Here is a 26,132-nt window from a genome sequence, read left to right as displayed (position 1 = left end):
CGAATCGAAGGCTGCCTATGCAGTTTGCAGCAACCTGTACCCTTCTGGAAGGGACGCCGAGGCAACCGGTATTTGGCTCGCGCCGCTGACGTTCGACGACGCGTTGCAGGGCCGCGTTGAACTTATCCTTCGTACCCGCTAAGGCATCCCTCCAAAGATTTGGGGAGAAACATGGCAGATACCGCACAGCCGGCAGCGGTCGCACTTGACGATGCGACGGTGGCATTTCGTGTGGCCGGGGACCGCGTCTATACGGCGGTGGAGCAGGCCAGCCTGTCCGTCGCGCATGGCGAGTTCGTCGCCATCGTCGGCCCCACCGGATGCGGGAAATCGACGCTGCTCAACGTCGCGGCAGGGCTCCTGAAGCCGGCGGCGGGATCGGTAAAGATCTTCGACCAGCCGCTGGCCGGGTTGAACCGCGATGCTGGCTATCTCTTCCAGGCCGATGCGCTGTTTCCCTGGAAGACCGCACTCGACAACGTTGCCATCGGGCTCGAGATCAAGGGTGCGCCGCGCGAACAGGCGCTGCAGCGCGCGCAGGGTTGGCTCACGTCGGTCGGCCTCGGCGCCTTCGCCAACCGCTATCCGCACATGCTGTCTGGCGGCCAGCGCAAGCGCGTCGGTCTTGCCCAGGTCCTGATACGTGATCCAAAAATATTGCTGATGGATGAGCCGTTCGGCCCGCTCGACGCCCAGACAAGGCAGATCATGGGCAACCTGCTGCTCGAACTATGGAACGCCGACCGCAAGGCGGTGCTGTTCGTGACCCACGATCTCGAAGAGGCGATCGCGCTGGCCGATCGCGTCGTGATCATGTCGGCAGGGCCAAGCGCGCGCATCATCGGCGACTGGCGGGTAAAACTGCCGCGGCCGCGCGACATTTCGGAAGTCCGGATGGAGAAGGACTTTCACGAACTGCACCGGGAGATCTGGAGCGTGTTGAAGGACGAAGTGATGAAGGGCTACGCACAATCCACGCGAAGTGCGGAGGCAGGCTGATGTCCCGCTCGACGCTGCTCCTGTTGCAATTGCTGGTCGCGGTCGTCGCGCTGGCGGTATGGCAGTTCCTGACTACCGTACCGGTGTTCGGCAAAATCCTGCTGCCGCCGTTCTTCTTTTCCAACCCGATCGATGTCGGCAGCCAGATCGTCAAATGGTTCTCGTCAGGCGTGATCTGGAAGCACCTGATCATCACGCTGTGGGAATCGATCCTCGCTTTCGTGATCGGATCGGTCGCCGGCGTCCTGGTCGGCTTCTGGTTCGCGCGACAGCCGCGCGTCGCCGCGGTGTTCGATCCCTATGTGAAGATGATCAACGCGCTGCCGCGCGTGGTGCTGGCGCCGATCTTCACGCTGTGGCTGGGGCTCGGCATCTGGTCCAAGGTCGCGCTCGGCGTGACGCTGGTGTTCTTTATCGTGTTCTTCAATGTCTATCAGGGCGTCAAGGAAGTCTCCAACACCGTGCTCGACAACGGCCGCATGCTCGGCATGAACGAGCGGCAGTTGATGCGGCACGTCTACTGGCCCTCGGCGCTGTCGTGGATGTTCTCCTCGCTGCACACGTCGGTGGGTTTTGCCGTGGTCGGCGCCGTAGTCGGCGAATATCTGGGATCGGCCGCCGGCCTCGGCTACCTGATCCAGCAGGCCGAAGGCGTGTTCGACGTCGCTGGCGTGTTCGCCGGCATGTTCGTGCTGTCCGCCTTTGTCATCCTGATCGACTTCGGCGTGACGCTGGTCGAACGGCGACTTCTGGTGTGGCGTCCGACGGCGGCGGAGGGGCGGGGGTAGACGCCGTCTCGTCATTGCGAGAAGCGTAGCGACGAAGCAACCCATGGCTCCGCGTGTGGCATGGATTGCTTCGCGGAGCCTGTCATCGGAAGCGCGTTCGCGCGACCCGTTGGCTCGCAATGACGGAGATGGTCGGAAGGAAGTACGCCTTCTCAACGCACATCCGCTGCTCTATCTTGCCGCCAACGAATGGAGGAACCCATGAAGAAACTGTTCAGGCGGTTGGCCGCTTCGCTGCTGGCGCTCACACTGACCTCGGGATTTGCCGCAGCGCAAAGCAAGGTCACCATCGCGATCGGCGGCGGCGCCTGCCTGTGCTACCTGCCGACCGTGCTGGCCAAACAGCTCGGCGAATATGAAAAGGCGGGCGTGGCGGTCGAGCTGGTCGACCTTAAGGGCGGCTCGGACGCGCTGAAAGCGGTGCTCGGCGGCAGCGCCGACGTGGTTTCGGGCTATTTCGACCATTGCGTCAACCTGGCCGCCAAGAAGCAGGAGCTGCAGTCCTTCGTGATCTACGACCGCTATCCCGGCCTGGTGCTTGTCGTGTCGCCCGCGCACACCAGCGAGATCAAATCGATCAAGGATCTGGCCGGCAAGAAGGTCGGCGTCAGCGCGCCGGGCTCCTCGACCGATTTCTTCTTAAAATATCTGTTGAAGAAGAATGGCCTCGATCCGACCAGCGCCGCGGTGATCGGCGTCGGCTTAGGGGCCACTGCGGTGGCGGCGATGCAGCAGGGCCAGATCGACGCCGCCGTGATGCTCGATCCGTCCGTCACCGTTTTGCAGGGCAGCTATCCGGATTTGAAGATACTGGCCGACACCCGCTCGCAAAAGGACACGCTGGCCGTGTTCGGCGGTGAGTATCCGGGCGGCGCGCTCTACACCACGGCGGCCTGGATCAATTCGCACCCGAAGGAAGTGCAGGCGCTGACCAACGCGATCGTCAACACGCTCAACTGGATCCATTCGCATTCACCGGAAGAGATCATGGCGAAGATGCCGGAGGGAATGGTCGGCAAGGACAAGGCGCTCTATCTCGCCGCGCTGAAGAACACGATCCCGATGTACTCGCAAACCGGTTTGATGGACCCGAAGGGCGCCGACGCGGTGCTCGCCGTCTTCAGCGAAGGCTCGCCCGACGTGGCGAAAGCCAATATCGACGTGACCAAGACGTACACCAACAAATATGTCGAGCAGGCCAGGAAGACCACGGGCGCCAGTCCGAAGTGAAGAAGGGATACGATCGGCGTGAAATCGAGCGATGTGAAGCGATGAATGGCACGAGGCCTCCGGCCATTTATCGCGTCAGCACGCTCGATCTTGTGGTCGAAAATTGGGCGTGGCCGTTCGCGGAAGCGCGGCGCGCGGACATCGATGCGCATTTTGCCGAAAGGCAGCGCGAAAGACCGCAACTGTGGAACGGCCGCGTGCTACTCGGGCGCAACCCGATGTTTTCCGGCGACCGCTTCAGCGCCAGCTATTTCGAAACCGACTTCGCCAGTTTTCTGGCCTGGCGGGACTGGGGCTTTCCTGACGCTTCCGTGTTCAACGGTTTCGGCATGGGCGCGCTACTCTGTGCCGACGGCGCCTTTGTGCTCGGCGAAATGGGCCATCACACGGCGAATGCCGGGCGCATCTATTTTCCGTCAGGCACGCCCGACCTCGACGATATCAGGGACGGCGCGGTCGATATATCCGGCAGCGTCACGCGCGAGCTCGAGGAAGAGACCGGCCTTGCCCCCGGCGAATACGACACCGAGCCGCATTGGCATTGCTTCTACACCGGGCCTACGCTCGCGATGATCCGCGTCCTGCGAGTCAACATGCCGGGCGACGATCTACGCAAGCGGATCGAGCGCAACCTCGCCTCGCAGCGTCAGCCGGAACTGTCGGCCATTCACCTCGTGCGCAGCGCGCGCGATCTGAATTCGGCAATGCCGCGTTTTGTCACGGCATTCATCGAGGCGCAGCTCGCTTCCCGGCTGTGACGCGCGCAATGCGCTTGACATCTGGTCGCGCTACCAATGTGATAGGCGCCAACCAAGAACAAGAAAATGCAGTGCACAAAAAATAATCCAGGGAGAATTCCATGCTGGGGCGCAAAACTGCACGCCTTCTCGTCGGGCTGTCTACCGCAATCGCGGTGCTGGGGATGGCGGTTTCCGCCGAGGCTCAGGAAAAGAAAATCAAGATCGGCGTCATCTACGACCTGACCGGCCCGCTCGCCGGCGGCGGTTCGGAGCTGCAATATATCGGCGCCAAGATCATGCTCGACCAGTACGCCAAGACCGGCGTCGAGGGCTACAAGGTCGAAGCGGTTTATGCCGACGCCCAGAGCAAGCCCGACGTCGCGATCAACGAGGCGGTGCGGCTGATCGAGCAGGAAAAGGTCAACATGCTGCTCGGCTTCTTCTCCTCGGCGCAATGCGTGCCGGTGGCCGCGCGCGTCGAGCAGCTCAAGAACTTCATGTGGATCACGACCTGCATCTCATCCGCGGTGCTGGCCGACAAGAACTTCAAATACGTGTTCCGGCCGCAAGCCTCCGGCGACCAGTTCGGCTTGATGACGATGGATTTCATCGCGCAGAATTCCAAGGCGAAGCTAGGCAAGGAGCCGAAGGATCTGCGCGTTGCCATCATCCACGAGGACGGCGCCTACGGCGTCGACGTCTCCAAGGGCAACGAGGCCGGCGCCAAGAAGGCCGGCTTCAACGTCGTGCTGAAGGAAGGCTATTCTGCCACGGCGCCGGATCTTTCTTCGTTGGTGACGAAACTGAAGCGCGCCCGGCCCGACGTGGTCTTCCACACCGGCTACAACCCTGACATCACGTTGTTCGGCCGCCAGGCGCGCGAGCAGGGCCTGAAATTCGCTGCTCTGGTCGGCCACGGCGCGGGCTATGGCGTATACGAAAAGCTGAAGGAAGGTCTGGGCTCCGACGTCAACTACGTCTTCAACACCGATCCGATCTCGATCTGGCTCGCCAACCAGAAATCGATGGATCCGAAGCTGCCGCCCGTCATCAAGATGGTCGGCGAGGAGTTCGACAAGGCCAAGCCGGGCGTCGCGATTCGCTCCGCGCATGTCGGCATGGCGGCATCCAACACCTATCTATTTCTGACCGAGGTGCTGCCGCGCGCCATCAAGAAATATGGCGGCGTCGATCCCGATGCGTTGCGCAAGGCAGCCCTCGAGACCGATATTCCCGAAGGCGGCACCATGCTGGGCTTCGGCGTCAAGTTCCACGGCGAGGGCACCCAGATGGCCGGCCAGAACGAACGCTCGTTCCCCGTTGTCATCCAGTATGTTGACGATAAGTCGTTTGTGGTGTGGCCGAAGAGCCAGGCGCAGCGCGAGGCCGTGCTGCCGCTGCCGAAGGGAACCACGTTCAGCAACCAGTAAGAGCCGGGCAAACGGCTAAGCGGAGGTTCTGGAGTGCTGACGGTAGACGGATTGGTGAAACGCTTCGGCGGCTTCACCGCTGTTAACAACGTGTCGTTCCGGGTCGAGCAGGGCGAGATTCTCGGCCTGATCGGCCCGAATGGCTCCGGCAAGAGCACGATCTTCAACATGCTGTCGGGCACGCTGATCCCGACGGCAGGATCGATTCTGTTCAACGGAACGGAGATCGCGGGCAAGGCGCCGCACCGCATCATCAACGGCGGCATCGGCCGCACCTTCCAGATCCCGCGGCCGTTTCACCGGCTCACAATATTCGAGAATGTGGCGCTCGCAGGCTATTACGGCCAGGGCAGCCACAGCCGCGCCCGCGCGGATGAGGCCGCCGAACGCGCGCTGGCCATGGTTGGCCTGCCGACCAACCGCCACGCCGGCGTCGATGGCTTAGGTGCCGCCGGCCTGAAAAAACTCGAACTCGCCAAGGCGCTCGCCACCGGGCCGAAACTTCTGCTCGCCGACGAAAGCCTCGGCGGGCTCGACGAGCACGAGATGGATCAGGCCGCCGACATGCTGCGCAAGATCCGCGACGAGCTCGGCATCACCATCATCTGGGTCGAGCACATCATGGGCGTGTTGATGCGGGTGGTCGATCGCGTGATGGTGCTCGATCACGGCGAGAAGATTTCGGAAGGCCTGCCGAGCGCGGTGGCGAGCGACCCAAGGGTGATCGAGGTCTATCTCGGGACGGATGCGGATTCGAGCCAGGCCGCGGCGGCGGAAGCGCGTCGTCGGGCAGGGGTGTAAGTATGCTCGAACTCAGATCGCTCGACGCGGGTTACGGCAGCTTCCAGGCGCTGTTCGGCATCAATCTCGAGGTCAGGGCTGGCGAGGCGGTTGGCGTGATCGGCCCGAACGGCGCCGGCAAGACCACGCTGATGCGCGTGATCTCGGGCCTGATCCGCCCCACCGAAGGTTCGATCACGATGGAAGGCCGCGACGTCGTGGCGACGCCGGCGCATCGCATCGTCGACCTTGGCATTGCGCACGTGCCGGAGAACCGCCGGCTCTTTCCGCGGCTTACCGTCGACGACAATCTGAAGATGGGCGCCTACATGCCGGGCGCGCGCGCCAAATACGCCGAGCGGCTCGAATTCGTGTTCGACCTGTTTCCGCGCATGAAGGAGCGGCGCAGCCAGATGGCCGGCACGCTGTCGGGCGGCGAGCAGCAGATGTGCGCGATCGGCCGCGCGCTGATGTCGGATCCGAAATTGCTCCTGCTCGACGAGCCCTCGGCGGGGCTTGCGCCTGTCGTGGTGCAGCAGGTGTTCGAGCTGGTGAAGCGAATTCGCTCTGGCGGGCTGACGGTTCTGATCGTCGAGCAGAACGTGCAGCAGGTGCTGAAGGTGGTCGATCGCGCGTACCTGCTGGAGGCCGGCACCATCCGCGCGTCCGGCACGTCGGAAGAGATGATGAAGAACGACACGATCAAGCAGGCATATTTGGGCGTTTAGGGCAAAGCGAGCATGCAGGCATTCCTCGATACCTTCGACATCTACCTGCTGGAAGCCGTGGTCAACGGCATCCTGCTCGGCGGCGTGCTGGCGCTCTTGGCGCTCGGGCTCAATCTGATCTTCGGCGTCATCGACGTCACATGGATCTGCTACGCCGAGCTGGTCATGATCGGCATGTACGGCATGTACTACATGGTCCAGGTGTTCGGCCTGCCGTACTGGGCTGCGGCGCCGATCGCGATCCTGCAGGTCGCGGCCTTGGGCGCGGCACTGCACTACATCGTCATCGCGCCGCTGCTCACCGCGCCGCCGATCAACCAGTTGCTCGCGACGGGCGGCGTGCTGTTCATCCTGCAGAGCTTTGCCACCGTCGCTTTCGGCATCGACTTCCGCAATCTCGGCATTCGCCTGCCGGTGCTGGCGATCGGCGACATGCATTTCAGCTATTCGCGGCTGCTCGCCTTCGTCGCCGCCTTGCTCGGCATGCTGGCGATCTACTTCTTCATGAAGCGCACCTATACCGGCACGGCGATCCGCGCCGTTGCGCAGGACCGCCAGATCATGTCGCTGATGGGGGTCGATACCAAGCGCATCTATCTCATCACCTCGGCGCTCGGCGGCGCGCTCGCCGGCCTCGCCGCCTGCCTACTGGTGCTGCAGTATGACGTGCATCCGTTCGTCGGGCTGTCGTTTGGGCCGATCACGTTCTTGATTTGCGTGCTCGGCGGGCTCGGCAATTTCGTCGGCGGTTTCATTGCGGCGTTCGTGTTCGCCCAGATCATTTCGCTGGGCGGCCTGTACTCCGACCTCGAATGGGGTTACGTGCTGGCTTTTGCCTTCTTCATCGTCATGATGTTCATCCGGCCCGCGGGCCTTTTGGCGAGGCGCTCGTGAATTCCCGCTATGCCGCCTGGGCCGTTGGACTAGCTGCGCTGATCGCGCTGCCTTTCGTCTATCGTGAGCCTTATCACCTGCACATCCTGGTGCTGATGCTGATCTGGTCGTTCGCCTACACTTCGTGGTCGATCATGGGCCGCTTCGGGTTGGTGTCGCTTGGCCATGGCGGCTTCATGGGCGTCGGCGCCTATGTCACGGCGCTGTTGTGGAACCACCTCGACATCACACCCTGGATCGGCATTCCGCTCAGCATGGTGGCGGCGGGCTTGCTGGCGCTGGTGGTCGCCTATCCCTGCTTTCGCTTCCGCATCACCGGGCACTATTTCGTGCTGGTGACGCTGGCGCTGTCCGGCATCGTGCTGCAGGTCATCACCGCGACGCGTGATTACACCGGCGGTTCGCTCGGCTACACGCCGAACCGCGCGCCCAGCGGCCAGGGGCTGCTGGCGCTGCAGTTCGACGACAAGACGACGTGGTATCTGATCGCGCTCGGCGTCTGGGTGGTGGGCCTTCTGATCTGGCGCTGGGTCGACCGCAGCATGAGCCGCTACGCCATGGAAGCGATCTCGGAGGACGAGGATGCGGCGGCTGCGGCCGGCGTCAACGTGACAGCCGAAAAGCTCAAGATCACGCTGATCTCCGCCTTGATGACCGCGCTCGCCGGCGCGCTGTACTGCCAGTACCAGATGTTCATCTCGCCGGACACGGTCAGCGGTATTGCGGTGTCCCTGCAGATGGTGTTCGCCGTCATCGTCGGCGGGCTCTATGTCTCGCTCGGACCGACGATCGGCGCCATCATCACCATCCTGCTCGCGGAAGGGCTGCGGATCGGCTTCGGTACCAAGGCGGTCGGCTGGGACAACCTGGTCTACGGAGTTTTGCTGGTGGTCTTCATCATCTTCCTGCCCAAGGGCATTCTTGGTAGCGTCCTTGACAAACTGAAGGCGCAACCGAAGAAGCCCAAGACCACATGAGCAAGAAGCCGCAGCCATCGCTGGCAGATGAACTAAAAACCTATGTCGTCCCGTTCCGCCACGACGGAACGGGCGAATTTCATCTCAAGTCGCACAAGACCGATGAGAAGGGCGGTCTCGACAAGGAAGGGGCGACCAGGATCATCGAGGCCAATCGTAAGCGACTGAACGATTTCCAGGAAAAACTCTACGCCCAGGACCGCTGGTCGCTGCTGCTGATCTTCCAGGGCATGGACGCCGCCGGCAAGGACAGTGCGATCAAGAGCGTGTTCGAGGGCGTCAACCCGCAGGGCTGCGAGGTCACTTCGTTCAAGCAGCCATCGGCCACGGAACTCGACCACGATTTCCTGTGGCGCAGCATGGTCGCGTTGCCGGAGCGCGGCCGGATCGGCATCTTCAACCGCTCTTATTATGAAGAATGCCTGGTGGTGCGGGTGCACCAGGAAATTCTCGACAGGCAGAAGTTGCCGCCGCAACTCGTAACCAAAAACATCTGGAAGGAGCGCTTCGAAGACATCTCAGCGATGGAGCGCTACCTGGCGCGCAACGGCACCGTGATCCTGAAGTTTTTCCTGAACGTATCGAAGGAAGAGCAGCGCGAACGCTTCCTCGAACGGCTGGAAGAGCCTGCCAAGAACTGGAAGTTCTCGATGGCCGATATCGGCGAGCGCGCGCTGTGGGCGAAATACCAGGCCGCCTACCAGGATATGATCCGCCACACCGCCTCGCATGCGGCGCCCTGGATCGTCGTTCCCGCCGACCACAAATGGTTCGCCCGCGTGGTGATCGGCTCGACGATCGTTAGCGCGCTCGACAGACTCGATCTGCATTTTCCAAAGGTCGACAAGGCCGACCGCAGCGAGTTCGCAAAGGTGCGTGAGGCGCTGCTGAATGAAGAGAAAGCGAAGTAGGGTGGACAAAAGGCGCGCTTGCTCGGGCGGAATGGTGGCAAGCTGGGCTTTTGCCCACCGCCCGAAACGGGCGTGACAGCGTCAACTTGAGAAGATGAGGCACGTCGTCGTGCCGTGCGCGAGCAATCGGCCTTTGACGTCGGTGACGCAGCCTTCAGCCGTGCCGACACGACGGCCGCAGTTGAGCACGTTGCCCTCGGCCCTGATTTGGCCCGTCTCCAGCGTGATGGCCCGGACCAGCGAAATCTTGAACTCGAGGGTCGTGCTGCCGATGCCTTTTTCGAGCATCGACTGGATGGCCAGGCCCATGCAACTATCGAGAAGTGTCGCCGTGAGGCCGCCATGCACCGTGCCGGATGGATTGAGATGAGCGCCTGTTGGATCCAGCGTGATGACGACGCGACCGCTTTCGGCCTCCACCACGTCATAGCCCAAGGTCTGTGCGATTGTGTTGAGGGGCAGCACTCCGCTGGCAAGGCCCTTGACGAACTCCAGCCCGCTCATCGTCTTCCGTTGCTCGGGACTAACCGTCCCGTAGGTCCTGGTGGTCATGATTTATCCTTCCCCGAAAATCATTTGCCAGCCCTTTCGCGTGTCCATGTACTCGCGAACCTGCTTGATGCGATCGCCTGCGACGACAAAGACGAAGCAATAGTCGTTGTCGTACGGCCGTCCTTCGGGGAGTGTCGCGCGCATCCGCTCTTCAATGATCACCGCGTCACCGTCCACATGGACAGCGCGGAACGAGATGTCGATCGCGGAGAACAGGCAATGCATCTCGGAGGCGATAAAGCGGGCGATCTGGTCGGGGCCGATCATGTGATCGGTATGCGCAAGCGCCACCGCCGTCGCATTGCAGCGAGGCGCAATCCATTCAGCGTCCGGCGTGAAGAGCGATGCGATCAGGCCGGCGTCACGCGTGGAGAATGTCTTCCAGGCGTTGAGGACTTTGGCTGTCGCGTTATCCATTTCTTGCCTTCCGTGTAGTGAGTTCGATCGCCGCCGATCTAGGACAATCCGGCCGTTATCGCTGGCCGGAATCGGACCTCATCATCCGCGCCCGCTTTCCTCCGCCGCGCGATGCGCTAGAATTCGAGCATGCTCAGCTTTGAGGCCTGCAACGCCGCGCGGCTGCGGCGCGACGCACGCTACGACGGCCGTTTCTTCACGGCGGTGCGGACCACGCGGGTTTATTGCCGCCCGGTCTGCCCGGTGAAGCACCCGTTGACGCGCAACGTCACCTATTATCCGACGGCAGCGGCGGCCGAGGCGGCGGGATATCGGCCCTGCCTGCGCTGCCGCCCCGAAACCGCACCGTTCTGCCCGGCCTGGAACGGCACACGCTCCACCGTGGCGCGCGCGTTGAAACTGATCGATAGCGGCGCGCTGGAGCGCGGATCGGTCGCGGAGTTGGCGGAGAAGCTTGGGATTACCTCGCGCCATCTCGCCCGCCTGTTTGAACGCCATCTCGGGGCGAGCCCGCAGCAGGTCGCGAATACCCGCCGCATCCAGTGCGCCAAGCGGCTGCTCGACACCACCGACGACACGATGATTGAGATCGCCTTCTGCGCGGGCTTCGGCAGCGTCCGCCGCTTCAACGCCGCGTTCGCCGAACTCTATGGTCGCTCGCCATCGAGCGTGCGCGCCACAGCGCGCAGGCGGCGAGACTGACTAGGGATCGCGAGCGGGGCAGCCCGAATACGTGCGGCGATAGCATCAGCCAAGTCCGGAAAGATGGCGAAGCGCACGCACTTCCTTCGCAGCCGCTTTCAGGAGAGGCCTTGCCTGCTCATCCTCGCGGCCAACGATAATGCCTGATGCAAAGGCGCGGGCGCGCCCGTCTTGCGGCGGAGCCTGGAACGCGGCCTCTGCCGCCATTTTTCGGTCCGCCATGAAATCGTTGAGCGAGCCCAAGGCATCTTGAATCTTCTTCGAATGTTTTGATAGGCGCGCGAGTATCTTTCGCTCGCGCTTGCTGCGGAAAAGGCTTTCGAAGAACTCGGCTGCGTACCTGATCTTCTTCATCCTGATCCGGAACTTGTGCCGCTCGTCGACCGTCATCGCTTGCAGCTTTCCGCCGTCCTTCTGTGCTTTCCGGAGGCGCCCATCCAGCAGCTCTGCGGCAAATTCGCCAAGGTCGCTGTTGGCGCCGTTTGTGCGGCCGTGCTGCGCCTCGATCCACTCGAGCACATCGACGAGCAGCGCGCGACATCGCGGCGAATTGACAGCCTTCCTGGCTTGCTCGAGCGCCTCAGCGCGTTTATCGGCAAATTGCTTCGCGATGGCTTTGCCGCCCCGCCGAGGCACTATTTCGCGAGCGACAGGGCCAATCTTCTCCTCCAGGAAGACGTAGAGCTCGCGGGCGGGCGCAAGTTCGTTTGTCAGCCACCTGAGTTCTGTCTTGATCTTTTCGGTCTTCGCGTTGGGCAGCGCTTTCGAAAACAGCGAGATGGCCGCGCGCATCCGGCGCGGGCCGACCCGCATCTGATGCACGCCTTCCGGATCAAGGTTACGGACAGCGTCGGCGTTTCCGGAAAAATGATGAAGGGCGGAGCGGGCGATGGCCTGGAAACCCTCGATTGCGCTCATCCGCTTGTCAAGTTCGATCGGCTCGGCAAAGACAGCTTGAGTGCTGTTGCCATTGACGAGGTCGTACCCCCGATCTGCCTTCGCTTTCAAACAGAGCTCGGCCGCCAGCTTTCGCTCCAGAGCTTTCGCGACGCGAAACAGATCCGTTGTCGGTCCGCTTTTCAATTCGAGTTCGATCTCCTCGATGTGCCTTGCATGCCTTGCCGCGATGATTCTGCCGCGATCGATGGCCAGTTCCAATTCGCTCCGTTTGGTGCGGACCGGCAAGGTGATGCGATGCACCGAGGTCTCAAAGATCGGCATCAGCTTGCGCCGCAGCTTCTTCGAGGCAAGCTCCTGAAGTGGAGTGCCGTTCGCCTTGCCGAGGTCGGGGCTACGACCTCCTATTTCGGTTTCCCACTCGCCGCGGCTGAACCGAACGCCGGACGTCTTCTTGATCGTTTGAACGTGCTTGCCGTTCGCTCGCCTTATCCGGAGCAGAAGTCCATGCCGCTTCAGCTTCTGCTTCGGAGTGTCGAAGTAGGTCGACAGCAGATCGCTCTCCGAGCGCTTGCGATTTTGCAGCCGCGCACCGTCAATCTGGAAGATGCCCCGAGATTGCGCTGCGGCATCTGGAATTTAATTTCAGTCTCAACGCCCATTTGGTACTCACCCGACGCTACCGGGTGGTAACGCAGGAAAGCGCTTCCAGATGCTTGGCCGTTAGGTCACCCTTTCTGACCCTCTTTTGGCATTGCGGCGGGCGGCAATTCTCGTCTAGAACAGCCCCGGAACGCCTTCCCGGCAACGAACCGTCAATGGTTTTGGCCGAGATTTGAGCGTCCTAAGGGTCTGGCAATGCTGATTCGCAGCGAAAGGTACGGGGTTCGGGGTGGAGCGGCCAAGGCTGCCCCTGCGCTTCCGGCTGCGTCCGCGCTCACCCTGCTTCTTGGCGGGCTTCTGCTTCTTATCGGCCCCTGAGGGCCGTCTGGGCGTTTGCGCCTGGGCACTCAGGGGTTTTGAGCGAGATCACCAGACCCTTCAGCGTCCATGAAAGATGGCGCTACGACCCAAAGGAATTCAGCATATGACATCAGCGAATAAGTCCGAGAAGGACCGCGTCGTTATTTTCGACACCACATTGCGCGATGGCGAGCAGTGCCCGGGCGCGACCATGACGTTCGAGGAAAAGCTCGAGGTCGCCGAGATGCTCGACGACATGGGTGTCGACGTCATCGAGGCGGGTTTCCCGATCACCTCGGAAGGCGATTTCCAGGCGGTCAGCGAGATTGCCCGCCGCTCCAAGAACGCCGTGATCGCCGGCCTGTCGCGCGCGCATCCCAAGGATATCGACCGCTGCGCCGAAGCGGTGAAGTTCGCAAAGCGCGGCCGCGTCCACACCGTGATCGCGACCTCGCCGTTGCATATGCGGGTGAAATTGAACATGACGCCGGAGCAGGTGGTCGAGCTCTCGATCGCCAACGTCAGCCGCGCCCGCAACCAGATCGACGACGTCGAATGGTCGGCCGAGGACGGCACCCGCAGCGAGATGGATTTCCTCTGCCGCATCGTCGAAGCCGTCATCAAGGCTGGCGCCACCACGGTCAATATCCCTGACACCGTCGGCTACACCGTGCCGGAGGAATACACCCACTTCATGAAGACGCTGATCGAGCGGGTGCCGAACTCCGACAAGGCGATCTTCTCCGTTCACTGCCATAACGACCTCGGCATGGCGGTGGCGAACTCGCTGGCCGGCATCGCCGGCGGCGCGCGGCAGGTCGAATGCACTGTCAACGGCATCGGCGAGCGCGCGGGCAACGCTGCGCTCGAAGAGATCGTGATGGCGATCAACGTGCGCAACGACAAGTTTCCGTGGTGGAACAAAATCGACACCACGCAATTGACGCGCGCCTCGAAACTGGTCTCGGCGGCGACCTCGTTCCCGGTGCAGTACAACAAGGCGATCGTTGGCCGCAATGCGTTCGCGCACGAAAGCGGCATCCACCAGGACGGCGTGCTGAAGGACGCCTCCACCTACGAGATCATGCGGCCCGAGATGGTCGGCCTGAAGCAGTCCTCGCTGGTGCTCGGCAAGCATTCCGGACGTCATGCATTTGTCCACAAGCTGGAAGAGATGGGCTACAAGCTCGGCCCGAACCAGCTCGAAGATGCCTTTGCGCGGATGAAGGCGCTGGCCGACCGCAAGAAGGACATCTACGACGAAGACATCGAGGCGCTGGTCGATGAAGAAATGGCGGCCTCGCATGATCGCATCAAGCTCACCTCGCTGACGGTCATCGCCGGCACCCATGGTCCGCAGCGCGCCACCATGAAGCTCGACGTCGAAGGCCAGACCAGGATCGAGGAAGCCGAAGGCAACGGCCCGGTCGATGCGGTGTTCAACTGCATCAAGGCGCTGGTGCCGCACGAAGCAAAGCTGGAACTGTACCAGGTCCACGCCGTCACCGAAGGCACCGACGCCCAGGCCGAAGTCTCGGTGCGGCTCTCGCACGAGGGCCGCTCGATGACGGCGCGTGCGGCGGATCCAGACACGTTGGTAGCATCGGCAAAAGCCTATCTCGGCGCACTCAATAAGATCGTCATGAAGCGCCAGCGAGACATGCCGGCGGCCGTGGCGGGCTGATCGCTCCACACCTCCGTCATTCCGGGACGGTCCAAAAGACCGGCCCCGGAACTATCGGCCTGGCCGAGCGGGCTTCTTTCGGAGCCCCTGCAGCCGGCAAAGTTACTTTGGGGCACACGCTCGATCTGGTAGAGTCCACACCAGCCAGGAGAAAGGCCGTGGACGAGCTGGAGCGCTGGCTGGTGCCGCTTGGCCTGGTGCAACTCGCACCCGCGTTGCGGATGAACGATGTCGATCTCAAGATCCTGCCTGAGCTGAGTGAGGCGGACCTGGAGAAGCTCGGTCTCTCGCTTGGTCAGCGCAAGAAGCTATTAAAAGCGGCCGCTTGCCTGCCAAAGCCCTCAGCATCCGGAGACTCGAGTGCCGCGCCGGCACCAAGCTTGAGCGCCGTCTCTTCGGCCGAACGGCGGCAGCTCACGGTGATGATCTGCGATCTCGTCGGCTCGACCGCGCTATCGGCTGCTCTTGACCCCGAGGACCTGCGAGAGGTGATTGGCGCCTATCACCGCTGCGTCGCCGAGACGGTATCGCGCTTCGACGGCTTCGTCGCCAAGTATATGGGCGACGGCGCACTGCTTTATTTCGGCTACCCCCAGGCGCACGAGGATGACGCCGAGCGAGCGGTGCGCGCCGGTTTGGCGCTCATCGACGCCGTCGACCAACTGCAAACATCCGAGCGTCTTCGGGTCCGCATCGGCATCGGGACGGGGCTGGTCGTGGTCGGTGACCTCATTGGCTCGGGCGAGGCACTGGAACGCGCCGTGGTGGGTGAGACGCCCAATCTCGCGGCGCGCCTGCAGGCCGTTGGCGAGCCGAACACCATCGTCGTGGGTCCCATGACGCGTCACCTCCTGGGCGATCTTTTCGAGTACCGCGATCTCGGAACGGTCGCGATGAAAGGCTTTCCGCAGCCGGTCCAAGCCTATCAGGTGCTCCGGTCCAGCGCCGTCGAGAGCCGGTTTGAAGCCTTCCATTCGGCCGGCCTGACCCCGCTGGTCGGCCGCGAGGAAGAGCTCGAACTGCTGCTGCGCCGGTGGCAGCGCGTGACCTCTGGGGAGGGGCAGGTGGTGCTGCTCTCAGCGGAGCCCGGGGTCGGGAAATCGCGACTGGTGGCGGCCCTCCATGAGAAGCTGCAAGCCGAACGGTACTCGCGCTTGCGCTGCTTCTGCTCGCCGCACCACCAGGGCAGCGCGCTGTACCCCGTCATCAGGCAACTGGAGCGGGCGGCCGGGTTCACCAGGGACGACCCACCGGCGGTCAGGCTCGACAAAATCGAGGCGCTGTTGACGGCCTCAGCGACCGCTGCCGAATATATGCCGCTATTGGCCGAGCTGCTATCATTGCCCTCCGACCGCTATTGCCCGGTATCGCTCAGTCCGCCTGCGAAGAAGGAGCGCACGCTTCAGGCGCTGCTCCGGCAAGTGGAGGACCTGTCTCGGCGCAATCCCGTGCTGTGGGTCTTCGAAGATGTGCACTGGATCGACCCGACCTCGCTCGAGCTCCTGCAAGTGGCGGTCGATCGCGTGCAGCAACTGCCGGTGTTGCTACTCCTCACCTTCCGACCGGAGTTCTTGCCACCGTGGATCGGCCAGCCGCACGTCACGATGCTGGCGCTCGGTCGCTTGAACCGGCGTGACACCGCAGCCCTCGTACAGCGGGTGGTTGGCGACAAAGTACTGCCCGGCGCGGTCGTCCACGAGATCATCGACCGCACGGACGGCGTGCCGCTGTTCGTGGAGGAACTGACCAAGGCTGTGCTTGAAGCGGGAGCCGAAGGGGACGCCAAGGCCGTGCTTTCGCGAACCTCGCCGGGTGTACTCGCCGTCCCGGCTACCCTGCACGCCTCGCTCCTGGCCCGTCTCGACCGTCTCAGTCCGGAAGCCAAAGAAATTGCCCAGACCGGCGCCGCCATTGGCCGGGAATTCTCCGACGATTTGATACGCGCCGTGTCGCCAGTGCCGGACGCACCTTTGCAGTCCGCCCTCGACCAGCTCGCCGCGTCACAGTTGATTTTTCGTCGTGGCTCATCGGTCTACAGTTTCAAGCACGCACTCGTTCAGGACACCGCATACGGCACACTGCTGCGCGGCAAGCGGCAACCGCTGCACGCGCGGATCGCACGGGCCCTCGAGGAGAAGTTTCCGGACATCGCGGCTACCCAGCCGGAGGTCCTGGCGCACCATTTCACCGAGGCTGACCTCACGGAAAATGCTGTGGCCTACTGGCGCAAGGCCGGCCAGCGCGCGGCCGAGCGGTCGGCACACGCGGAGGCGATCGCCCATCTCCGCAAGGGGCTGATGCTCGTCGATCGGGTCGCTGAGCCTGCGGAACGCGCCCGCCGCGAACTCGACCTGCAGCTCGTGCTTGCGCCGGTGCTGATCAGCACCAAGAGCTGGTCGGCACCGGAAGTGGAGCAGGCCTACCTGCGTGCCCGTGACCTATGCCGGCAAGCCGGCGATGTGGCGCAGCTCTTTGCCGTGAGCTGGGGGTTGTGGCTCGTTTACCAGCAACGCTGCGAGTTTAAGACGGCTCGCGATCTGCTGGACGAGCTGTTCGCACTCGCGCGGCAGAGCACAGATCCGGCGCTCCTCCTGCAGGCGCATCATGCCGCATGGACAACCCTTCTCAATCTCCCGGATCTGACCGCGTGCAGGGCGCATCTCGAGGCCGGATTGGCGCTCTATCGGCCGGACGCATACCGTGCCCATAAGTTCCTCTATGGCAGCCACGACGCGGCTGTCTGCTACCGATACACCGAGGCTGCCGCGCTGTGGCCGCTTGGCTTCCCCGAGCAGGCGCTCGCCGCTGCGCGCGAAGCGGTGAGCATGGCGCGGGAGCTGTCGCATCCTTTTAGCCTTGTTCTCGCCCTGGTGTTCGCAGCGATGATCTACCAGCATCGGCGGGAAGCCGAGCCGGCCCGGGAACAAGCGGAAGCCGCGATCGCGGTGTGCGCCGAGCACGGCATCGCACCGCACCTGGAGGCGGCTGGGAGAATCTTGCGGGGCTGGGCGATCGCGGAACGCGGACAGGCAGCGGAAGGGATCTCGGAGGTCCGCGATGGTCTCGCGGCCGTCCAGCCGACGGGTGTGCGCATCCGTCGGCCCTTTTATCTCGCGCTGCTGGCGGAAGCTTCGGCGTGGGCCGGAGAAATCGAACAAGGATTGACTGCGCTGGCCGAAGCTGCGGCCGTTGTCGAGGAGACAGGCGAGCGGCGATGGGAGGCGGAAATCTATCGCTTGATGGGGGAACTGACGGTGGCGAGGCGAGGCGGCGACGGGACCGAAGCAGAAGCGTGCTTTCGGCGTGCGCTTGACGTGGCGAGGCGCCAGAGCGCCAAGTCCCTGGAGCTGCGCGCTACCGCCAGCTTGGCCCGGCTATGGCGTGATCAGGGCAAGCCGCAGCAGTCCCATGATCTCCTCGCGCCGGTCTATGGCTGGTTCACGGAAGGTTTTGATACTGCCGATCTGCGGGAGGCCAGGGCGCTGCTTGATGCGCTCCGGTAACGCTCCCGTGGTATCCATCCATCAGGACCGTTCGATGACCGCACGCGCCGCCGGCATCCTGAAGGCTCGTTCTCCTGACCCGATGCCCGGTCTGGATACACCGGCCCATCCGGCGACGACAGATAAGAATTTTCCGCCAGGCCGGTAACCTTTGCCGCGGTTGGCTCGGACCTCCAGTCGGGAAGCCCTGCAAAGCGCAGGCTGCTGCAGCGCACAAGTAACATCTGCGGCCTCCGAAACGAAACTCATCCAGATCAACAAGGAGAATACCATGCTGACCCGCCGATTCATTCTTGGAGCCGTGTTTGCTGCCGGAACGCTCGCTGCTTCGCCGGCGTTCGCAGGTGACGCGCATGCGTTCGATGCCAAGGCCTTCGCCGCGGCCCAGAAAGCCGGCAAGCCAATTCTGATTGCGGTTTATGCGCCATGGTGCCCGACTTGCAAAGCGCAGGCCCCGATCCTGAGCGATCTGAGGGCCGATCCAAGGTTTAAGGATCTCGTCTACTTCGTCATCGATTTCGATAGCCAGAAGGATCTGCTCAAGCGGTTCGGCGTCCGTGCGCAATCGACGCTGATTGCCTTCAAGGGCGACAAGGAAGCGGCCCGCTCGGTCGGCGACACCAAGCGGGATTCGATCTTCGCCATGGTCGGAAAAGCCGTCTGACTTCGTCGTCGAGCGTGCCGGCAAAGGTGACTTGGAGATGGGGAAGCGGCGATGACGATCGGCGGTGCAGTTCTGGCGTTTCTCGCAGGAATTCTCTCGATCCTTTCACCTTGCGTGCTCCCGATACTTCCAATCGTGCTGGCTACCGCGGCATCGAGCCATCGTCACGGACCTTTGGCGCTTGCTGCAGGGTTGTGCCTCTCGTTTGCCGGCATCGGGTTATTTCTGGCGACGGCGGGCCACTCGATCGGATTGGATGCCGACCGGCTGCGCTATGTCGCGGCGATGCTGATCATGCTTGTCGGCATCGTGCTCGTCGCTCCGCGGCTACAGGCGCAGATCGCGGTTGCAGCGGGCCCGATCGGAAATTGGGCCGACAGCAGGCTGGCAACGAGCCGCGCAAGCGGTGTAGCCGGACAGTTTTGGATCGGGGTCCTGCTGGGCGCCGTATGGAGCCCCTGCGTAGGGCCGACGCTTGGCGCAGCGTCGTTGCTGGCTGCCCAGGGCAAGGATCTTGGTCAGGTGGCACTGACAATGCTCGCGTTTGGCATCGGCGCGGCGTTGCCACTGCTGGGGTTGGGATGGCTTTCCCGGGAAAGGATGGCGCGCTGGCGCGGCCGATTGCTGGCTGCGGGTAGCGGAATGAAATCTGCGCTTGGTCTTTTGCTGCTCCTCGCAGGCATGCTCGTCATCTCGGGAGCGGACAAGGCGCTCGAAGCATTCCTGGTCGATGTTTCGCCGGAATGGCTGACTAATTTGACCACGCGGTTCTAGACCGGTCGGCGAGTTTCATACAAAGGGTGGTGCCGGTTACCTGAAATTGGAAACCCAGTTAGGAGAAGTCCGATGAGACTCATTGTCGCTTTCTTGACACTCCTGTTTGTAACACCCGCTTTCGCGGATGACGGTATCATTACGAAGTCGAGCAACCATTCGGTGAAGGATACGATTTCGCGGTTTGGCGCGGCCGTCAAATCAAGGGAGGGCGCAGGGTTCATTGTGTTCACCGAGATCGACCACGCCGCTGCGGGAAAGAAGTTCGGCATCGATATGCGCCCGCGCACGGTGCTCATCTTCGGCAATCCGAAACTCGGCACGCCGGTAATGGCGAAGACGCCATTGCTGGCGATCGACAATCCTCCGAAGGCGCTTGTTTGGGAGGATGACCAGGGCAAGGTATGGCTGTCTTATAATTCAGCCGACTATCTGTATAAGACAATCTACCCGCGGCATGGACTGGAGACCCCGCCCAACTATGCGGCGTTTACGAAGGTTTTGAACGACATCACGGACGAGGCGACGAAATAGATACCGGCTCCGGCGCACGCATTAGCGGAGCGCAATCTTCATCAGTGCATGGTTGTGGCGACACTGCGCGGATCACGCCCGCGGCTGGTAGTACGATCTGCAAACTGCTTCGCGCCGTGCACAAGCGGAATTTCAATTACACGTCTGCGACCAATTGGCACGGACGGGCAAATCAATTCTGATTTTCCGAAATCATGTCAAGCCCAGGAATCAGAAAGAATCAAAAATATTTCGCTTAACGTGCAGAGCAAATCAGCGGCATAACTCCGCCCGTCTCACCCAATTTGAGGGGCGGGTCGCGATCGTCACGAACGTGCGGTGAGATGCGATGGACGCGGAATGCGCAAGACGTAGGCGCAGGAAGCGTACGGCGAAGTCGTGTGGTTCTGGCGCCGCGGTGCTGGCGTTAAGTCCCTAAGAAGCGAAGCTTCTCGGGGACGACGGAGGCAAGAAAGCCGTTCTCCGGGGAGAGCTCGAAGCAAGCCGTAAAGCCATTGCGCAGGGAAGGCCGGGATGCTCCCGCTGTACCTGTATGCTCGTGTGCGCTTTTGCTATGCGCAATGGCACACGAGACCGCGGGTGCAGCCAGCACCCGGTCTTCCCTGTGCCCTCTGAGTTTGAAGGGGGCAAAGAAGATGCAAGCCTCGGGCGAAATATGCCGCGAGATCGCGAACGCATATTCCGTTGTCGTCACCCGCCAACGGGTCGCGCGAATGCGCGCCCAGCGACGAGCGCAAGGGCGCTCGCGGAGTGAAGACAGGCTCCGGCGGGTGACCAGTATCCCAGAGACAGCAGTGATTGAACCGAGAAGCCGCGGCGTACTGGACCCCGCCTTCGCGGGGATGACAGCAGGGTGGGAAAGCCATTATTTTTGCAGCGCAGCAATCCCGGCAGTCGGCCCCTGCTAACGGGCAATGGCAATTCGGCAGGCTTGTCTGTATTGATGCAACTGGCATGCAAGCTCGGAACGTCTCATTCGCGTTCTGCAAAAAGTCTGGGAGGATACATGCGCAAATTGATTTTGGCTGCGGCATCGATCGCGGCGTTGGCTCTGATCGGACCGGCCGCGGCGCAGTCGCCGATCGTGATCAAATTCAGCCACGTGGTGGCGACCAACACGCCGAAGGGGCTCGCGGCGGAGAAATTCAAGGAACTGGCCGAGAAATACACCAACGGCAAGGTCAAGGTCGAAGTCTATCCGAACTCGCAACTCTACAAGGACAAGGAAGAGCTGGAGGCGCTGCAGCTCGGCGCGGTCCAGATGCTGGCGCCCTCGAACGCCAAGTTCGGCCCGATCGGCGTCAAGGAATTCGAGGTGTTCGATCTTCCCTATATCCTGCCCGACCTCGCCACGGTGCGTAAGGTCACCGACGGACCGCTGGGTACCAGGCTGCTCAAGCTGCTCGAGCCGAAGGGCATGACCGGTCTCGCCTACTGGGATAACGGCTTCAAGCAGATGAGCGCCAACAAGAAGCTCATTTCGCCGGCCGACTATCGCGGCCTGAAATTCCGCATCCAGTCCTCGAAGGTCCTGGAAGCCCAGTTCCGTGGCCTCGGCGTGGTCCCGCAGGTGATGGCGTTCTCGGAAGTCTATCAGGCGCTGCAGACGGGCGTCGTCGACGGGCAGGAGAACACCTGGTCGAACATCTATACCCAGAAGATGCACGAGGTGCAGAAGTACATCACCAACACCAATCACGGCTATATCGGCTACATCGTGGTCGTGAACAAGAAGTTCTGGGATGGCCTGCCGGCCGACGTCCGTGCCCAGTGCGAGAAGGCGATGAAGGAAGCCACCGCCTACGGCAACGGCCAGTCGCAGAAGGAAAACGACGACGCGCTCGCCGAGATCGTCAAGACCGGCAAGAGCGAGATTATCAAGCTGACGCCGGAGCAGGACTCAGCCATGCGCAAGGCGATGGAGTCGGTCTACAAAGACGTCGCCGGCCGTGTCGGCCAGGGGGTGATTGACGAGTTCATGAAGGAAGCCAAGGGCGCAACCAACTGAAACGACGTTGTCGGGCTTCCGTGCCAAGGCACGGAAGCCCTTGTATGTCGGGGCTCGGCAACACACGGCCGCGAAGGAAGGTGAGGCGTCGTAAAAGCCTGACCTGAAGGGGGGACATTGATACTGCTTCGCATCCTCGATCGGCTTGAGGAGATATTGATCGCGACGCTGATGGCGCTCGCGACCTTCATCATCTTCCTCGCCGTCTGCCATCGCTATCTGCTCGGCGTTCCCTTCCTGTTTCCGATCCTGTTCCCGATCAACCTGTCCTGGGCGCAGGAGCTCTGCATCTACATGTTCGTGTGGGTCGCCAAGTTCGGCGCCGCCTATGGCGTCCGCACCGGCATCCATGTCGGCGTCGACGTCGTGGTCAACCAGGTCAGGTCGCCCTGGAAGAACGCGATCGTGCTGTTCGGGCTGCTTTGCGGGGCCTTCTTCACCGCCGTCATCGGCACCATGGGCGCGCATTTCGTCTACGGGCTTTACCACACCGACCAGGTGTCGCCGGACCTCGAGATCCCGAGCTGGTTCGTCTACCTCTGTATTCCGCTCGGCTCCTACCTGATGTGCTTCCGCTTCCTGCAGGTCGCGTATCACTACTTCTTCACGGGCGAACTTCCGCACCATGACCATGCCCATGTCGAGGGCGTCGACGTCGATGCGCCCGGTGCCGGCGTCGCGGAGGTGACGCGATGACCTCCTTCATCATCTTCGGACTGCTGATCCTGCTGATGCTGACGGGCATGCCGATCTCGATCGCGCTGGGTCTGACAGTGCTCACCGTCATCTACACGATGACGAACGTGCCGACCGAGTCGGTGGCGCTGAAGCTGTTCACCGGCATCGACAATTTCGAGATCATGGCCATCCCGTTCTTCATCCTCGCGGGAAATTTCCTGACCCATGGCGGGGTCGCGAGACGCATGATCGATTTTGCGACCTCGATGGTCGGACACTGGTATGGTGGCCTGGGGCTTGCCGGCGTCATGGCCTGTGCGCTGTTCGCCGCCGTGTCCGGATCCTCGCCCGCGACGGTGATCGCGATCGGCGCGATCATGCTGCCGGCGATGGTCAAGCAGGGATTCCCGAAACGCTTTGGCGCCGGCGTCATCGCGACATCAGGCGCGCTCGGCATCTTGATCCCGCCGTCGATCGTGATGGTGATCTATTGCGTGGCGACTGGCGGCAGCATCGCGCTCGATCCCGCCGGCCAGCGGGTATCGTCGGCGTCCGTGGGCCAGATGTTCATGGCCGGCGTCATCCCCGGCCTGATGATGGCGACGCTGCTTGGATTGACCACCTTCTACCGCGCCTGGAGAAACGATTATCCGCGGCTGCAGCGCGCGAGCTGGAGCGAGCGCTTCACGGCGTTCCGCAAGTGCATGTGGGGATTGCTGCTGATCGTGATCGTGCTCGGCGGCATCTATGCCGGCATCTTCACGCCGACGGAGGCGGCGGCGATCAGCGCGGTCTATGCCTTCGTGATTGCGGTGTTCGTTTATCGCGACATGTCGCTCATGGACGTGCCGAAGGTGCTGCTCGGCTCGGCCAATATGAGCGCGATGATCCTCTACATCATCACCAATGCGGTGCTGTTCTCATTCCTGATGGCGAACGAAAACATTCCGCAGCACATCGCAAACTGGATCACCTCGGTCGGCGTCAACTGGATCATCTTCCTGCTTATCGTCAACGTGCTGCTGCTGCTCGCCGGCAACTTCATGGAGCCGTCGTCGATCGTGCTGATCATGGCGCCGATCCTGTTTCCGGTGGCGGTCAAGCTCGGCATCCATCCGGTGCATCTGGGCATCCTGATGGTCGTCAACATGGAAGTCGGCATGTGCCATCCGCCGGTCGGGCTCAACCTCTACGTCGCCTCCGGCATCGCCAAGATGGGCATCACCGAGCTGACGATCGCGGTGTGGCCATGGCTTTTGACCATGCTGATCTTCCTCGGCGTCGTCACTTACGTGCCGGAGCTCTCGTTGTGGCTGCCGCGTGCGTTGGGGATGCTCTAGCAATATCGCATTGCGGTGGATCAAACGGGGTCACATTACATCTTGGTAAGGGAAGCCTCCCTTGCCAATCCTTAAGTTGAACGCCGACTGACGCAGGATCATCTTCATGCAACCTTTCAAGGAGGTTCGCATGAGGAAATTCACCATCGCCGCCGTCGCGGTTCTTGCCATCGCCGGCTCGACCGCCGTCTATGCCCAGCACCGCCATTGGGGCTACGGCCATATGCGGATGAGCCCGGAGGATAGGGCGGCCTATACCGACGCACGGATCGCAGCCGTGCATGCCGGCCTCAAATTGACGGCCGAGCAGGAAAAGCTGTGGCCGCCGGTCGAGGCCGCGGTCCGGGAGTTCGCCAAGCTAAGGATCGATCGCGCCAATGCGCGGATGACCGCGCAGCGGGACGATTCCAGCCAGAAGCCGGACGATCCGGTGACGCGGTTGCGCGACCGGGCCGAGACCATGGCGGCCTCGGCAGCCGCGATGAAGAGGATCGCGGACGCGGCCGACCCGCTCTACAAGACGCTGGATGACAGCCAGAAACGCCGGCTTGCCGTCCTGACCCGTATGGACCGGTTCGGGGGCAGGGAAGGCTGGCGGCACCGCGAGCACCGGGGCATGGACCGCGACTTCGATCGCCATCGCGACTATGACCGGAACAGGTATGACAGGGACGGCGGCCCGGACCGGGGCGGCCCCGAACGGCTCTGAGGCGCCCCCTGAGCGGCGCCCGATCCGAACATGGGCAGAAGCCGCTGAAATCCAGCGGCTTTTCGCCGTTCCGGCTCTCAGCCAAAGCCCGGGAAAACTCCGCTCAGCTTGCTGGACATCCCGGGATCGCTTTGCTAAACGACGCCCTCTCGCGAAGTCTTGCCGGACTTAAAATATCCGGGCGCATAGCTCAGTTGGTAGAGCAGCTGACTCTTAATCAGCGGGTCCCAGGTTCGAGCCCTGGTGCGCCCACCATCGCGAAAGCAATCTTCTTCAATAGGTTAGAGGAAGTGTTACCGAGAACAAAACGGGTCTCGTGCGACGCTTTTTGTGATCGCACGTCGCACGCCATGCGACGAGTTGACGGAGTTCTCTTAAGGTTCTTGTCGATACCAGCCAAGAAAGAAGCGGAGCGCTGCGCACCGCGTCGAGTGTGCTTGGACCAGGTGCTCGAGCCGCCTTCGGAGTTACACTCAGAGCGCCCCCAGCTCAGATCGGGCCGCGTTGGCCGAAATGAGATTCGGCCGGTCGGCGATCAGCCCTTCATCCCTTCCTTGCGCACCTGCAATTCGAGCCGGTCGATGCCGGCATCGGCACGATCGGCATTGCGGGCGCGGTAGTGCTTCACGATCGTCTGCGCGCTTCGGTACGAGTGCCCGGGGATGTCGCATATCGTCAACAGGTCGCAGCCGGCGCGATCGAGCAGCATCACACAGGTATCGCGCAGGTCCTGGTCGTGTTTTTGGTCGAGCTCGCCGGCGCCATTGATGAACATCAGCGAGGGGCACGGCTTCAGGCGCCATGCTCCGTCACCGCCATTGCTGTCGCGCGCCGCCTGCGCCTCCAGCCATTCCGCCAGCACACGTGCGCGATGGGATCGGATGCCAGCCAGAATTTGCCCAGCCGACCAGGTTTCTGCTCGGGATGATGGCACGGGTTGCGGCGTAGAGAGCCTTTGCGTCGGCTGTTGTTATCAATCCCGCTGCTACCAGCGCGTCGAGCCTCAGCTTCAGCGTTTCCAGCGTTCCTGGATAGATGCCGTTCTCTTGAATGATGCGGACCTCATCGTCGACCAGTCGCGTGTAGTGCCAAGCCCGGATTGCGCGCAGTTGCATGATGTCTTTGACCTACCGCTTCCACGAAAACCATGTAATCACTGGCATGCGGGTTGGTCGCGTGCGAAACGATCTCGGGCTCGCAGAGCTTTGCCCGTCGGCTCGGAGCGACGCG

23 protein-coding genes, 1 tRNA gene and 1 pseudogene are annotated in these 26,132 nt (G+C 62.3%); 21 read left to right on the top strand and 4 right to left on the bottom strand.

Translation table 11 applies throughout. The features are described from left to right. Positions 1-171 precede the first annotated feature (171 nt). The 10 genes and pseudogenes from CQ13_RS32825 to CQ13_RS32780 all read left to right on the top strand — a co-directional run bounded on the left by CQ13_RS32825 (position 172) and on the right by CQ13_RS32780 (position 9,477). The gene (locus CQ13_RS32825; RefSeq protein WP_057846928.1) at positions 172-999 is read left to right on the top strand and encodes an ABC transporter ATP-binding protein; all 828 of its coding nucleotides are present in this window, start codon (positions 172-174) and stop codon (positions 997-999) included. Continuing rightward, entirely contained in the window at positions 999-1,787 is a 789-nt protein-coding gene (locus CQ13_RS32820) for an ABC transporter permease (RefSeq protein WP_057846927.1), read from the top strand. The genes CQ13_RS32825 and CQ13_RS32820 overlap by 1 nt, the downstream gene beginning before the upstream one ends. A gap of 201 nt (positions 1,788-1,988) precedes the next feature. Further along, positions 1,989-3,017 (top strand): ABC transporter substrate-binding protein, encoded by a 1,029-nt coding sequence (locus CQ13_RS32815; RefSeq protein WP_057847075.1) that lies wholly within the window; start codon positions 1,989-1,991, stop codon positions 3,015-3,017. Positions 3,018-3,058: 41 nt separating this feature from the next. Next, positions 3,059-3,775, top strand: coding sequence for a hypothetical protein (locus tag CQ13_RS32810; RefSeq protein ID WP_057846926.1), 717 nt, complete (start codon positions 3,059-3,061; stop codon positions 3,773-3,775). A gap of 101 nt (positions 3,776-3,876) precedes the next feature. Next, entirely contained in the window at positions 3,877-5,187 is a 1,311-nt protein-coding gene (locus CQ13_RS32805) for an ABC transporter substrate-binding protein (protein WP_057846925.1), read from the top strand. Positions 5,188-5,220: 33 nt separating this feature from the next. Then, the gene (locus CQ13_RS32800; RefSeq protein WP_057846924.1) at positions 5,221-5,988 is read left to right on the top strand and encodes an ABC transporter ATP-binding protein; all 768 of its coding nucleotides are present in this window, start codon (positions 5,221-5,223) and stop codon (positions 5,986-5,988) included. A 2-nt stretch (positions 5,989-5,990) separates the two neighbouring features. After that, the gene (locus CQ13_RS32795; RefSeq protein ID WP_057846923.1) at positions 5,991-6,695 is read left to right on the top strand and encodes an ABC transporter ATP-binding protein; all 705 of its coding nucleotides are present in this window, start codon (positions 5,991-5,993) and stop codon (positions 6,693-6,695) included. Positions 6,696-6,707: 12 nt separating this feature from the next. Beyond that, entirely contained in the window at positions 6,708-7,589 is an 882-nt protein-coding gene (locus CQ13_RS32790) for a branched-chain amino acid ABC transporter permease (protein WP_057846922.1), read from the top strand. Continuing rightward, positions 7,586-8,597 (top strand): annotated as a pseudogene (locus CQ13_RS32785) (branched-chain amino acid ABC transporter permease). Before CQ13_RS32790 ends, CQ13_RS32785 begins: the two are co-directional and overlap by 4 nt. Continuing rightward, positions 8,563-9,477, top strand: coding sequence for a polyphosphate kinase 2 family protein (locus CQ13_RS32780; RefSeq protein ID WP_057846921.1), 915 nt, complete (start codon positions 8,563-8,565; stop codon positions 9,475-9,477). Before CQ13_RS32785 ends, CQ13_RS32780 begins: the two are co-directional and overlap by 35 nt. An 81-nt stretch (positions 9,478-9,558) precedes the next feature. On the opposite strand, the gene CQ13_RS32775 is transcribed toward CQ13_RS32780, so the two are convergent. Next, positions 9,559-10,029 (bottom strand): PaaI family thioesterase, encoded by a 471-nt coding sequence (locus CQ13_RS32775; protein ID WP_057846920.1) that lies wholly within the window; start codon positions 10,027-10,029, stop codon positions 9,559-9,561. A gap of 3 nt (positions 10,030-10,032) precedes the next feature. After that, positions 10,033-10,446: a nuclear transport factor 2 family protein gene (locus CQ13_RS32770; RefSeq protein WP_057846919.1), complete on the bottom strand. Its 414-nt coding sequence runs from the start codon at positions 10,444-10,446 to the stop codon at positions 10,033-10,035. 129 nt (positions 10,447-10,575) lie between these two features. On the opposite strand from CQ13_RS32770, the gene CQ13_RS32765 reads away from it, so the two are divergent. Then, on the top strand, positions 10,576-11,148 hold the full coding sequence (locus CQ13_RS32765) for a bifunctional transcriptional activator/DNA repair enzyme AdaA (protein WP_057846918.1): 573 nt from the start codon (positions 10,576-10,578) through the stop codon (positions 11,146-11,148). 45 nt (positions 11,149-11,193) lie between these two features. Here CQ13_RS32765 and CQ13_RS32760 read toward each other — a convergent pair whose 3' ends face one another. Then, entirely contained in the window at positions 11,194-12,546 is a 1,353-nt protein-coding gene (locus CQ13_RS32760) for a CYTH and CHAD domain-containing protein (RefSeq protein ID WP_245309499.1), read from the bottom strand. Between the two features lie 586 nt (positions 12,547-13,132). Here CQ13_RS32760 and CQ13_RS32755 point away from each other — a divergent pair. The 10 genes from CQ13_RS32755 to CQ13_RS32710 all read left to right on the top strand — a co-directional run bounded on the left by CQ13_RS32755 (position 13,133) and on the right by CQ13_RS32710 (position 25,157). Then, positions 13,133-14,692, top strand: a complete 1,560-nt coding sequence (locus CQ13_RS32755; RefSeq protein WP_057846917.1) for a 2-isopropylmalate synthase — start codon at positions 13,133-13,135, stop codon at positions 14,690-14,692. A gap of 158 nt (positions 14,693-14,850) precedes the next feature. Then, positions 14,851-18,195 carry an adenylate/guanylate cyclase domain-containing protein gene (locus CQ13_RS32750; protein ID WP_245309482.1) on the top strand — a complete coding sequence of 1,115 codons (3,345 nt, stop codon included), beginning with the start codon at positions 14,851-14,853 and terminating at the stop codon, positions 18,193-18,195. A 271-nt stretch (positions 18,196-18,466) separates the two neighbouring features. After that, positions 18,467-18,859 (top strand): thioredoxin family protein, encoded by a 393-nt coding sequence (locus CQ13_RS32745; protein WP_057846916.1) that lies wholly within the window; start codon positions 18,467-18,469, stop codon positions 18,857-18,859. Between the two features lie 51 nt (positions 18,860-18,910). Continuing rightward, on the top strand, positions 18,911-19,633 hold the full coding sequence (locus CQ13_RS32740) for a cytochrome c biogenesis CcdA family protein (RefSeq protein WP_057846915.1): 723 nt from the start codon (positions 18,911-18,913) through the stop codon (positions 19,631-19,633). 72 nt (positions 19,634-19,705) lie between these two features. Next, positions 19,706-20,167, top strand: coding sequence for a DUF302 domain-containing protein (locus CQ13_RS32735; RefSeq protein ID WP_057846914.1), 462 nt, complete (start codon positions 19,706-19,708; stop codon positions 20,165-20,167). Between the two features lie 1,006 nt (positions 20,168-21,173). Next, positions 21,174-22,175 (top strand): TRAP transporter substrate-binding protein, encoded by a 1,002-nt coding sequence (locus CQ13_RS32730; RefSeq protein WP_057846913.1) that lies wholly within the window; start codon positions 21,174-21,176, stop codon positions 22,173-22,175. Between the two features lie 120 nt (positions 22,176-22,295). Further along, positions 22,296-22,871, top strand: coding sequence for a TRAP transporter small permease (locus CQ13_RS32725; RefSeq protein ID WP_057847073.1), 576 nt, complete (start codon positions 22,296-22,298; stop codon positions 22,869-22,871). Then, positions 22,868-24,193, top strand: coding sequence for a TRAP transporter large permease (locus CQ13_RS32720; protein WP_057846912.1), 1,326 nt, complete (start codon positions 22,868-22,870; stop codon positions 24,191-24,193). Before CQ13_RS32725 ends, CQ13_RS32720 begins: the two co-directional genes overlap by 4 nt. 130 nt (positions 24,194-24,323) lie before the next feature. Further along, on the top strand, positions 24,324-24,902 hold the full coding sequence (locus tag CQ13_RS32715; RefSeq protein WP_057847072.1) for a Spy/CpxP family protein refolding chaperone: 579 nt from the start codon (positions 24,324-24,326) through the stop codon (positions 24,900-24,902). Positions 24,903-25,081: 179 nt separating this feature from the next. After that, positions 25,082-25,157 (top strand) — tRNA-Lys (locus CQ13_RS32710). A 280-nt stretch (positions 25,158-25,437) separates the two neighbouring features. Here the strand turns inward: CQ13_RS32710 and CQ13_RS32705 are convergent. Next, on the bottom strand, positions 25,438-25,764 hold the full coding sequence (locus CQ13_RS32705) for a hypothetical protein (RefSeq protein ID WP_057846911.1): 327 nt from the start codon (positions 25,762-25,764) through the stop codon (positions 25,438-25,440). Positions 25,765-26,132 lie beyond the last annotated feature (368 nt).

Origin of the sequence: Bradyrhizobium retamae, from assembly GCF_001440415.1 — a bacterium.
Taxonomy (GTDB): Bacteria; Pseudomonadota; Alphaproteobacteria; order Rhizobiales; family Xanthobacteraceae; genus Bradyrhizobium; species Bradyrhizobium retamae.
This window is presented reverse-complemented; position numbering and strand designations above follow the sequence as displayed.

Excerpts from the sequence above, each read along its gene's own strand:
- CQ13_RS32740 (WP_057846915.1), top strand. The coding sequence starts at position 18,911 with ATGACGATCGGCGGTGCAGTTCTGGCGTTTCTCGCAGGAATTCTCTCG.
- CQ13_RS32715 (WP_057847072.1), top strand. The coding sequence starts at position 24,324 with ATGAGGAAATTCACCATCGCCGCCGTCGCGGTTCTTGCCATCGCCGGC.
- CQ13_RS32820 (WP_057846927.1), top strand. The coding sequence starts at position 999 with ATGTCCCGCTCGACGCTGCTCCTGTTGCAATTGCTGGTCGCGGTCGTC.
- CQ13_RS32815 (WP_057847075.1), top strand. The coding sequence starts at position 1,989 with ATGAAGAAACTGTTCAGGCGGTTGGCCGCTTCGCTGCTGGCGCTCACA.
- CQ13_RS32780 (WP_057846921.1), top strand. The coding sequence starts at position 8,563 with ATGAGCAAGAAGCCGCAGCCATCGCTGGCAGATGAACTAAAAACCTAT.
- CQ13_RS32745 (WP_057846916.1), top strand. The coding sequence starts at position 18,467 with ATGCTGACCCGCCGATTCATTCTTGGAGCCGTGTTTGCTGCCGGAACG.
- CQ13_RS32720 (WP_057846912.1), top strand. The coding sequence starts at position 22,868 with ATGACCTCCTTCATCATCTTCGGACTGCTGATCCTGCTGATGCTGACG.
- CQ13_RS32770 (WP_057846919.1), bottom strand. The coding sequence starts at position 10,446 with ATGGATAACGCGACAGCCAAAGTCCTCAACGCCTGGAAGACATTCTCC.
- CQ13_RS32795 (WP_057846923.1), top strand. The coding sequence starts at position 5,991 with ATGCTCGAACTCAGATCGCTCGACGCGGGTTACGGCAGCTTCCAGGCG.
- CQ13_RS32775 (WP_057846920.1), bottom strand. The coding sequence starts at position 10,029 with ATGACCACCAGGACCTACGGGACGGTTAGTCCCGAGCAACGGAAGACG.
- CQ13_RS32735 (WP_057846914.1), top strand. The coding sequence starts at position 19,706 with ATGAGACTCATTGTCGCTTTCTTGACACTCCTGTTTGTAACACCCGCT.
- CQ13_RS32755 (WP_057846917.1), top strand. The coding sequence starts at position 13,133 with ATGACATCAGCGAATAAGTCCGAGAAGGACCGCGTCGTTATTTTCGAC.
- CQ13_RS32825 (WP_057846928.1), top strand. The coding sequence starts at position 172 with ATGGCAGATACCGCACAGCCGGCAGCGGTCGCACTTGACGATGCGACG.
- CQ13_RS32805 (WP_057846925.1), top strand. The coding sequence starts at position 3,877 with ATGCTGGGGCGCAAAACTGCACGCCTTCTCGTCGGGCTGTCTACCGCA.
- CQ13_RS32730 (WP_057846913.1), top strand. The coding sequence starts at position 21,174 with ATGCGCAAATTGATTTTGGCTGCGGCATCGATCGCGGCGTTGGCTCTG.
- CQ13_RS32810 (WP_057846926.1), top strand. The coding sequence starts at position 3,059 with ATGAATGGCACGAGGCCTCCGGCCATTTATCGCGTCAGCACGCTCGAT.
- CQ13_RS32790 (WP_057846922.1), top strand. The coding sequence starts at position 6,708 with ATGCAGGCATTCCTCGATACCTTCGACATCTACCTGCTGGAAGCCGTG.
- CQ13_RS32765 (WP_057846918.1), top strand. The coding sequence starts at position 10,576 with ATGCTCAGCTTTGAGGCCTGCAACGCCGCGCGGCTGCGGCGCGACGCA.